This is a genomic window from Streptomyces sp. NPDC054841 (assembly GCF_053611045.1).
In genome coordinates this window covers 1-7,358 of the sequence record NZ_JBSGZO010000428.1, presented here as the reverse complement: position 1 = coordinate 7,358, position 7,358 = coordinate 1, and the positions used below count along the sequence as shown (strand labels likewise).

At 72.2% G+C, this 7,358-nt stretch carries 6 protein-coding genes; 4 read left to right on the top strand and 2 right to left on the bottom strand.

The window, feature by feature from the left end; translation table 11 throughout:
* Window positions 1–99: 99 nt before the first annotated feature.
* Window positions 100–1,539: an amidase gene (locus ACWGI8_RS35515; protein ID WP_453667365.1), complete on the bottom strand. Its 1,440-nt coding sequence runs from the start codon at window positions 1,537–1,539 to the stop codon at window positions 100–102.
* Entirely contained in the window at window positions 1,529–2,482 is a 954-nt protein-coding gene (locus ACWGI8_RS35510) for a D-2-hydroxyacid dehydrogenase (RefSeq protein ID WP_453667363.1), read from the bottom strand. Before ACWGI8_RS35510 ends, ACWGI8_RS35515 begins: the two co-directional genes overlap by 11 nt.
* Before the next feature lie 102 nt (window positions 2,483–2,584).
* Between ACWGI8_RS35510 and ACWGI8_RS35505 the strand changes: the two genes are divergently transcribed.
* The 4 genes from ACWGI8_RS35505 to ACWGI8_RS35490 all read left to right on the top strand — a co-directional run bounded on the left by ACWGI8_RS35505 (window position 2,585) and on the right by ACWGI8_RS35490 (window position 7,301).
* Complete coding sequence (locus tag ACWGI8_RS35505; RefSeq protein WP_453667369.1) at window positions 2,585–3,388, top strand: maleate cis-trans isomerase family protein; 804 nt, start codon at window positions 2,585–2,587, stop codon at window positions 3,386–3,388.
* Window positions 3,385–4,134 carry a maleate cis-trans isomerase family protein gene (locus ACWGI8_RS35500; protein ID WP_453667367.1) on the top strand — a complete coding sequence of 250 codons (750 nt, stop codon included), beginning with the start codon at window positions 3,385–3,387 and terminating at the stop codon, window positions 4,132–4,134. Before ACWGI8_RS35505 ends, ACWGI8_RS35500 begins: the two co-directional genes overlap by 4 nt.
* A 139-nt stretch (window positions 4,135–4,273) precedes the next feature.
* Complete coding sequence (locus ACWGI8_RS35495; protein ID WP_453667361.1) at window positions 4,274–5,371, top strand: LLM class flavin-dependent oxidoreductase; 1,098 nt, start codon at window positions 4,274–4,276, stop codon at window positions 5,369–5,371.
* 247 nt (window positions 5,372–5,618) lie between these two features.
* Window positions 5,619–7,301 carry a glycosyl hydrolase family 18 protein gene (locus ACWGI8_RS35490; RefSeq protein ID WP_453667360.1) on the top strand — a complete coding sequence of 561 codons (1,683 nt, stop codon included), beginning with the start codon at window positions 5,619–5,621 and terminating at the stop codon, window positions 7,299–7,301.
* Window positions 7,302–7,358: the final 57 nt, after the last annotated feature.

Below are 7,358 nucleotides of genomic sequence, written 5' to 3'. Positions count from 1 at the left end.
AATCCAGCCTTGCTGGGGGTCCCCCCACGCCTGCAGGGCGTAGGGGGAGATTGAGGCGCGTGGGCCCGCCGCAGGCGCCCCGCCCCTGGCGGGCCCGCCCTACGGCGCCGCCGGCGCCGGGATCGTCGCCGCGCCCGACTCGTACAGCGCGTGCGCCGCACGCAGCACCAGCGCGTCCGCATGCCGCGCCCCGATCAGCTGCACCCCCACCGGCAGGCCGTCGCCGTCCACCCCGCACGGCACCGTCGCCGCCGGCTGCTGGGTGAGGTTGAACGGGTACGTGAACGGGGTCCACCCCGTCCAGCGCCGGTGCCCGGAGCCGCGCGGCACCTCCGTGCCCGCCTCGAACGCCGTGAGCGGCAGCGTCGGCGTGACCAGCAGGTCGTACGAGGTGTGGAAGCGGCCCATCCGCCGGCCCAGCCCCATCCGTACGTCCACGGCCGCGAGATAGTCCAGTGCGGAGGCCCGCGCGCCCACCGCGCAGATCTCCCGCAGCCCCGGGTCGAGCAGCTCCCGCTGCTCCTTGCCGAAGTGCTGCACCAGCCGCGCCGCCCCGCTGAACCACAGCGTGTGGAAGGCCTCCACCGGATCCGCGATGTCCGGGTCGGCCTCCTCGACGTACGCGCCCAGCTCCGCGAGCCGGCCCACCGCCCCGCGCACCGCCGCCGCCACCGCGGGACGCACCGCGACCTGGCCGCCGAAGGCCGGCGAGTACGCGATCCGCAGCCCCTTCACGCCGTCGCCGATGCCGCCGCTCGCGGCGGGCGCGGGAGCGAGCTGCGACCAGTCCCGCCAGTCCGGCCTGCTGATCACATCCAGCAGCAGCGCCGCGTCCGCGGCGTCCCGGGTCATCGGCCCGGCGTGCGACAGGGTCCCGAACGGACTCGCCGGGTACAGCGGGATCCGGCCGTACGTCGGCTTCAGCCCGAAGATCCCGCAGAACGACGCCGGGATACGGACCGAGCCGCCGCCGTCCGTACCGATCGACAGCGGGGCCGCGCCGAGCGCGACGGCCGCCGCGCTGCCGCCGCTGGAGCCTCCCGCGGTGCGGGAGGGGTCGTACGGATTGCGGGTGACCCCGGTCAGCGGGGAGTCGGTGACGCCCTTCCAGCCGAACTCCGGGGTCGTGGTCTTGCCGACGAGCACCGCGCCGTGCTCCCGCAGCCGCGCCACGGCGGGGGCGTCCTCGTCCCAGGCTCCTTCACCGCGCACGGTCCGTGAGCCGCGCAGCGTCGGCCCGCCGGCCTGCAGCAGGATGTCCTTGACCGTCACGGGCACGCCGTCGAGCAGGCCCAGCGGCTCCTTTCTGCGGCGGCGTTCGGTGGCCGCTTCCGCCTGCGCCAGCGCCTGCTCGCCGTCGATCCGGACGAAGGCGTTGGTGAGGCGCTGCACCGCCTCGGCCCGGTCGAGGACCGCGCGGACCACCTCCAGCGGGGAGAAGTCGCCCCGGTCGTAGCCGGCGATGAGTTGACGTGCGGTCAGGGCAGTCAGGCCGGTCTGCTCGGACAGGGCAGTCAGGTCGTTCGGCTCAGGAGTCATGGGAGGGGACGTACCCACGTTTCTTGTCGACCACGTTCGGCAGGGGCTCACCGCTCGCCCACAGCTCGAACAGCTCGACGAACTGTGCCGACAGCCGGTCCCGCCAGCCGACCGTGTCGCCGCTCATGTGCGGGGAGACGATCAGGCCGGGAACGTCCCAGAGCCGGCTGTGCGGCCCCAGCGGTTCGTGCTCGAACACATCGAGGGCCGCGCCCGCGAGCCGTCGCCCCGTGAGCGCCGCGACGAGCGCGTCCTCCACCACCAGCGCGCCCCGCCCCACATTGATGAACCGGGCCGAGGGCCGCAACAGCGCGAACCGGCGCGCGTCGAACATGCCGCGCGTCGCGCCCGTGAGCGGCGCGGCGCAGACGACCCAGTCGGCTCGGGCCAGCAGCCGGTCGAGCTCCTCGGAGCCGTGCACGCCTGGTCGGGCCGTACGCCCGGTGACCGCTGCCGCCACGCCCAGCGCCCGCAGGGTGCGCGCGATCGCCAGGCCGATCGGGCCCGCGCCGACCACCACCGCCCGGCTGCCCGCGACCGGCAGACCCTCACGGTGCCGCCAGCGCCGCTGCCGCTGGAGCTCCAGAGTGCCGGGGAGGTCCTTGGCCATCGCCAGCACCAGAGCGGCCACATACTCGGCGATGGGCTCCTCGAAGATCCCGCGGGCATTGGTGAGGACCGTGTCCGAGGCGGCGAACTCGGGGCAGAGCAGCCGGTCGACGCCCGCGCTGGGGGTGTGCACCCAGCGGGGTCGCGGGCCCCCGCCGGGCCAGGCGCGGCGAACCGCGTCGGAGGCGAAGTCCCACACCAGCAGCGCGTCGGCGCGGGGCAGTTCGGCAGCGAGGCCGCGGTCGTCGGCGTACCGGATCTCGGCCCGGCCGGTGAGCGCCCCGAGGCGGGGCGGAGGGTCTGTCTCCAGTACGAGAAGAATCGGGACCGACATCGCGGAGAAACCGTTTCTGAACGTCTGACATGTACGGATTGACCCACGCTGCCACCCGAACCTACCGTCGTCAACAAGACGTTAAGGGGGCCTGTGGTGAATCTGTCCCTCGATGTTTCCTGGCTGGGCGGACCCGCCCCGCAGCGCGGTATAGGCGTCGTCGCCCCTTTCGATTTCGCCCTCGACCGCGAGCTGTGGCGCTGGGTACCCGACGATGTGTCGCTGCGTCTGACCCGTACGCCGTACGTACCTGTCGAGGTCTCCCTCGACCTGGCCCGGCTCGTCAGCGAGCACGAGACGCTCGACGAGGCCGTCCGGGCGCTGGCCGCGTCCGAGCCGGAGGTCGTCGCCTACGCCTGCACCTCGGGCAGTTTCGTCGGCGGTCTCGCGGGGGAGCGCGCCATGTGCGAGGCGATGACCCGGGCGGGGGACGTCACCTCGCTCACCACCTCCGGCGCCCTGCTCGAAGCCCTCGACGAGCTGGGCGCCCGCCGTATCGCGCTGGTCACGCCCTATACGGAGTCGGTGACCCAGGCGCTGGAGGAGTATCTGGGCGAAGCTGGGGTAGCGGTCACGGGCCGCGCCTTCCTGGGGCTGACCCGGCACATCTGGAAGGTGCCGTACCGGTCCGTGGTGGACATGGCGCGCCAGGCCGTGGTGGGCGCTGCCGACGCGCTCTTCATCAGCTGCACCAATCTGCCGACGTACGACGCGATACCCCAGCTGGAGGCGGAACTGCGCATGCCGGTGCTCTCCGCGAACCAGGTCACCATGTGGGCGGCGCTGCACCGGATCGGCGTGTACGCGGTCGGCCCGTACCAGGCGCTGCTGATGGACGCGGCCGGGCCGCCGACCGGGACCGACCGGCCCCAGGGACTTCCCGAGGAACAGGAAGGATGGACATGACGACCGTCGGGCTCCTCTACCCGGGGCATTCCGCCGAGGACGACTACCCCCGCATCGCGGTCCTGCTCGACAGCGACATCCGGCTGCCGCTCTTCCACACCGACATCGGTGAGGACGCGCACCGGGAGGACGCGCTGATCGAGATGGGGGCGGCGGGGCGGCTGGCGGCCGGGGTCGAGCAGCTGCGGCTGGCCGGGGCGGAGTCGCTGGTGTGGGCGTGCACCAGCGGGAGTTTCATCCGGGGGTGGGAGGGCGCGCAGCAGCAGATCCGGGAGCTGGCGCAGACGGCGGGGCTGCCGGCGTCGAGCACGTCCTTCGCGTTCGTCCACGCGGTGCGGGCGCTCGGCGCCGCGCGGGTCGCGGTCGCGGCGACATACCCGGACGACATCACCGCGTCCTTCGAGGAGTTTCTCCGGGCGGCCGGTCTGGAGGTGACCGGGACGCGGGCGAGCGGGATCGTGACCGCGGCCGAGGTCGGCACGTGGGGGCGCGAGCAGGTGCTGGAGCTGGCCCGGGCGGGGGACGACCCGCGGGCGGAGGTGGTGCTCATGCCGGACACCGCCCTGCACACCGTGGCGCATCTGGCGGAGCTGGAGGCGGCCCTGGGCAAGCCGGTGCTCACGGCGAACCAGGTGACGGTGTGGGAGGGGCTGCGGCTGGCCGATCGCAGGGCCTGGGCGGACGAGCTGGGCACGCTGTTCGCCCGCCCCGACTGGGACCGGTCGGAGTGGCAACCCGACCGGTGACAGCGCGGCGGACGCGGTGGCGGGAAACGGGAACGGGGAACGGAGCGGCGGGAACGGGGAACGGGGCGGCGGGAATAAACGGAGAGGGCCTCCTGTTGTGCGTCGAGGTACGCACGACACGCGCAGAAGGGCCCCACCAGTGGACGCAGGCGACGACATCCGAGGCACGGCGACGGGAACCGCCCCCGTACCCCTGTCGGTACTGGACCTGGTCACGGTCGGCAGTGGCCGCACCGCCACCCAGGCCCTGCGCACCAGCGTGGACATCGCCCGCCTCGCCGAGCGTCGCGGCTACCACCGCCACTGGGTCGCCGAGCATCACTCCATGCCGGGTGTCGCCTCGTCGTCCCCCGCGGTGATCCTCGCGCATCTCGCGGCGCACACCGAGCGCATCCGGCTCGGCTCGGGCGGTGTGATGCTCCCCAACCACGCCCCCCTGGTGATCGCCGAACAGTTCGGCACCCTGGAGGCGCTCGCGCCGGGCCGCATCGACCTGGGCCTCGGCCGCGCGCCCGGCACGGACGGCGCGACCGCGGCCGCGCTGCGGCGCACCCAGCAGCTGAACGAGGGCGCCGACGACTTCCCGCAGCAGCTCGCCGAGCTGACCCGGTTCCTGGACGACGACTTCCCCGACGGCCACCCGTACGCCCGTATCCACGCGGTCCCCGGCCCCGTGCAGGCCACCGCGCCCGGCGGGGTCCAGTCCCCGGCCCGGCCGCCGATCTGGCTCCTCGGCTCCTCGGGCTTCAGCGCCCGGCTCGCCGCGATGCTCGGTCTGCCGTTCGCCTTCGCCCACCACTTCTCGGCGCAGAACACCCTCCCGGCGCTCGACATCTACCGCGACACCTTCCGTCCGTCGGCCGTGCTCGACGCGCCGTACGCCCTGATCGGCGTCTCGGCCCTCGCATCCGACGACGCCCGGGAGGCCCGCCGCCAGGTGCTGACCGGCGCCCTGTCGATGCTCCGGCTGCGCACCGGCCGTCCCGGTCTGATCCCCACGCCGCAGGAGGCCGAGGCGTATGAATTCAGCTCCATGGAGCGGGAGTTCGTGGACAGCTGGCTCGGCAACGTCGTCCACGGCACGGCGGACGAGGTCCGCACCGGCCTGGACGATCTACAGAAGCGCACGGGCGCGGACGAGCTGATGATCACGGCCAACGCGCACGGCGGTGAGGCGCGGGTCCGGTCGTACGAACTGATCGCGGACGCGTACGGACTGCCGGGCCGGGCCGGGTAAATCCTGGGTTTCGCGGGCGGAGTGGTTCACTTGCGAACCAACCTCCTTCCGCTCCCTCAAGGCAGCCTTAAGCCGCTCGTCACCGATGGTGGCGAGCGGTTCCGTATATCCACAGGACTGCTCTGACGAGGGATTTCTCCTCCAGATTGGTCTAGTCCTCAATTTGGTTCAGACCATTGACGCGGTGTTCACGTGGCGGCTATCACTGCTCCAACTCCCGTACCGCGCACCCCTTCGGAGGACGTACGTGCACCCCCGCAGACCCTTGATCGCCGCACTGACCACTGCGGCCCTGGCCGCCGGCGCGCTGGCCGCCTCCGTCGGCCTCGGCTCCGCTCAGGCGGCCGATGCCGCGCCCTCGACCGGCGGCGTGAAGATCGCGTACTACGACCAGTGGAGCGTGTACGGCAACGCCTTCTACCCGAAGCACCTCGACACCCGGGGCATCGCCGCCAAGCTGGACGTCATCAACTACTCGTTCGGCAACATCCACCCGACCGACCTGACCTGCTTCGAGGCGAACAAGGCGGCGGGTGACGACAGCAACCCGAACGCGGGTGACGGCGCGGGCGATTCGTACGCCGACTACCAGCGGTCCTTCAGCGCGGCGGACAGCGTGGACGGGGTCGCCGACACCTGGAACCAGCCGATCGTGGGCGTCTTCAACCAGTTCAAGGAACTGAAGGCGAAGTACCCGCACCTGAAGATCAACATTTCGCTGGGCGGCTGGACCTACTCCAAGTTCTTCCACGACGCGGCGAAGACGGACGCGAGCCGGAAGAAGCTCGTGGCGTCCTGCATCAAGCAGTACATCCAGGGCGACCTGCCCGTCGAGGGCGGCTTCGGCGGCGCGGGCACGGCGGCCGGGATCTTCGACGGCATCGACATCGACTGGGAGTACCCGGGCTCGCCCGACGGCCACCTCGGCAACCACTACGGACCCGAGGACAAGGCCGACTTCACCCTTCTGCTGGCCGAGTTCCGCAAGCAGCTCGACGAGTACGGGGCGGCGCACGGCGGGAAGAAGTACCTGCTGACGGCGGCGCTCCCGGCCGGCCAGGACAAGATCAAGAACATCGAGACCGACAAGATCGGCGCGTATCTCGACTACGCGAACATCATGACGTACGACATGCACGGCGCCTGGGACGGCGACGGGCCGACGTACCACCAGTCCCCGCTGTACTCGGGCGCGGGCGACCCGACCGACCCGATCGCACCGGGCACGGAGAAGTACTCGATCGACAACGCCATCGACGCGTGGCTCGACGGCAAGCCGGCGTACGGCATCGCGGGCGGGTTCCCCGCGAACAAGCTGACGCTCGGGTACGAGTTCTACTACCGGGGCTGGAAGGGCGTCCCGGCGGGCGCGAAGAACGGCCTCGCCCAGACCGCGACCGGCGCCTCGGCCGCCCGCCCGGTCAGCCAGCAGGCGGGCATCGCCCACTACAAGGAGCTCGGCGGCATCGTCGACAACGCGGCGACGACCTTCTGGGACGACGAGGCGAAGGCGGCGTACTTCTACAAGGACGGCGAGTTCTTCACCGGCCTCGACGAGCGCGCGATCCAGGCCCGTGCGGACTACGCGCACAGCCGGGGTCTGGCGGGCGCGATGATGTACTCCCTGCTCGGCCTGGACGCCAACGCGACGCTCTTCAACGAGATCGTGACCGCGGTCGGCGGCTCCCCGACGACCCCGCCGACCACGCCGCCCACCACGCCTCCGACGACCACGCCCCCGACGACCACGCCTCCGACGACCCCGCCGGCCGGCTGCTCGGCCGCCGCGTGGGACCGGGCCGCCACGTACACCGCCGACAACCAGGTCTCCCACAAGGGCCACACCTGGAAGGCCAAGTGGTGGACCCAGGGCGAAGAGCCCGGCACCACCGGTGAATGGGGAGTCTGGCAGGACCTCGGCGCCTGCTAGGGCGTGTTGCGAAAGTAGCGCCGTCCGCCCGAAGGGCGGGGCCCGCGGCGTCTGGTG

Bases quoted from the DNA above. Each gene is read 5' to 3' on its own strand.
- ACWGI8_RS35515 (WP_453667365.1), bottom strand. From the start codon at position 1,539: ATGACTCCTGAGCCGAACGACCTGACTGCCCTGTCCGAGCAGACCGGC.
- ACWGI8_RS35510 (WP_453667363.1), bottom strand. From the start codon at position 2,482: ATGTCGGTCCCGATTCTTCTCGTACTGGAGACAGACCCTCCGCCCCGC.
- ACWGI8_RS35500 (WP_453667367.1), top strand. From the start codon at position 3,385: ATGACGACCGTCGGGCTCCTCTACCCGGGGCATTCCGCCGAGGACGAC.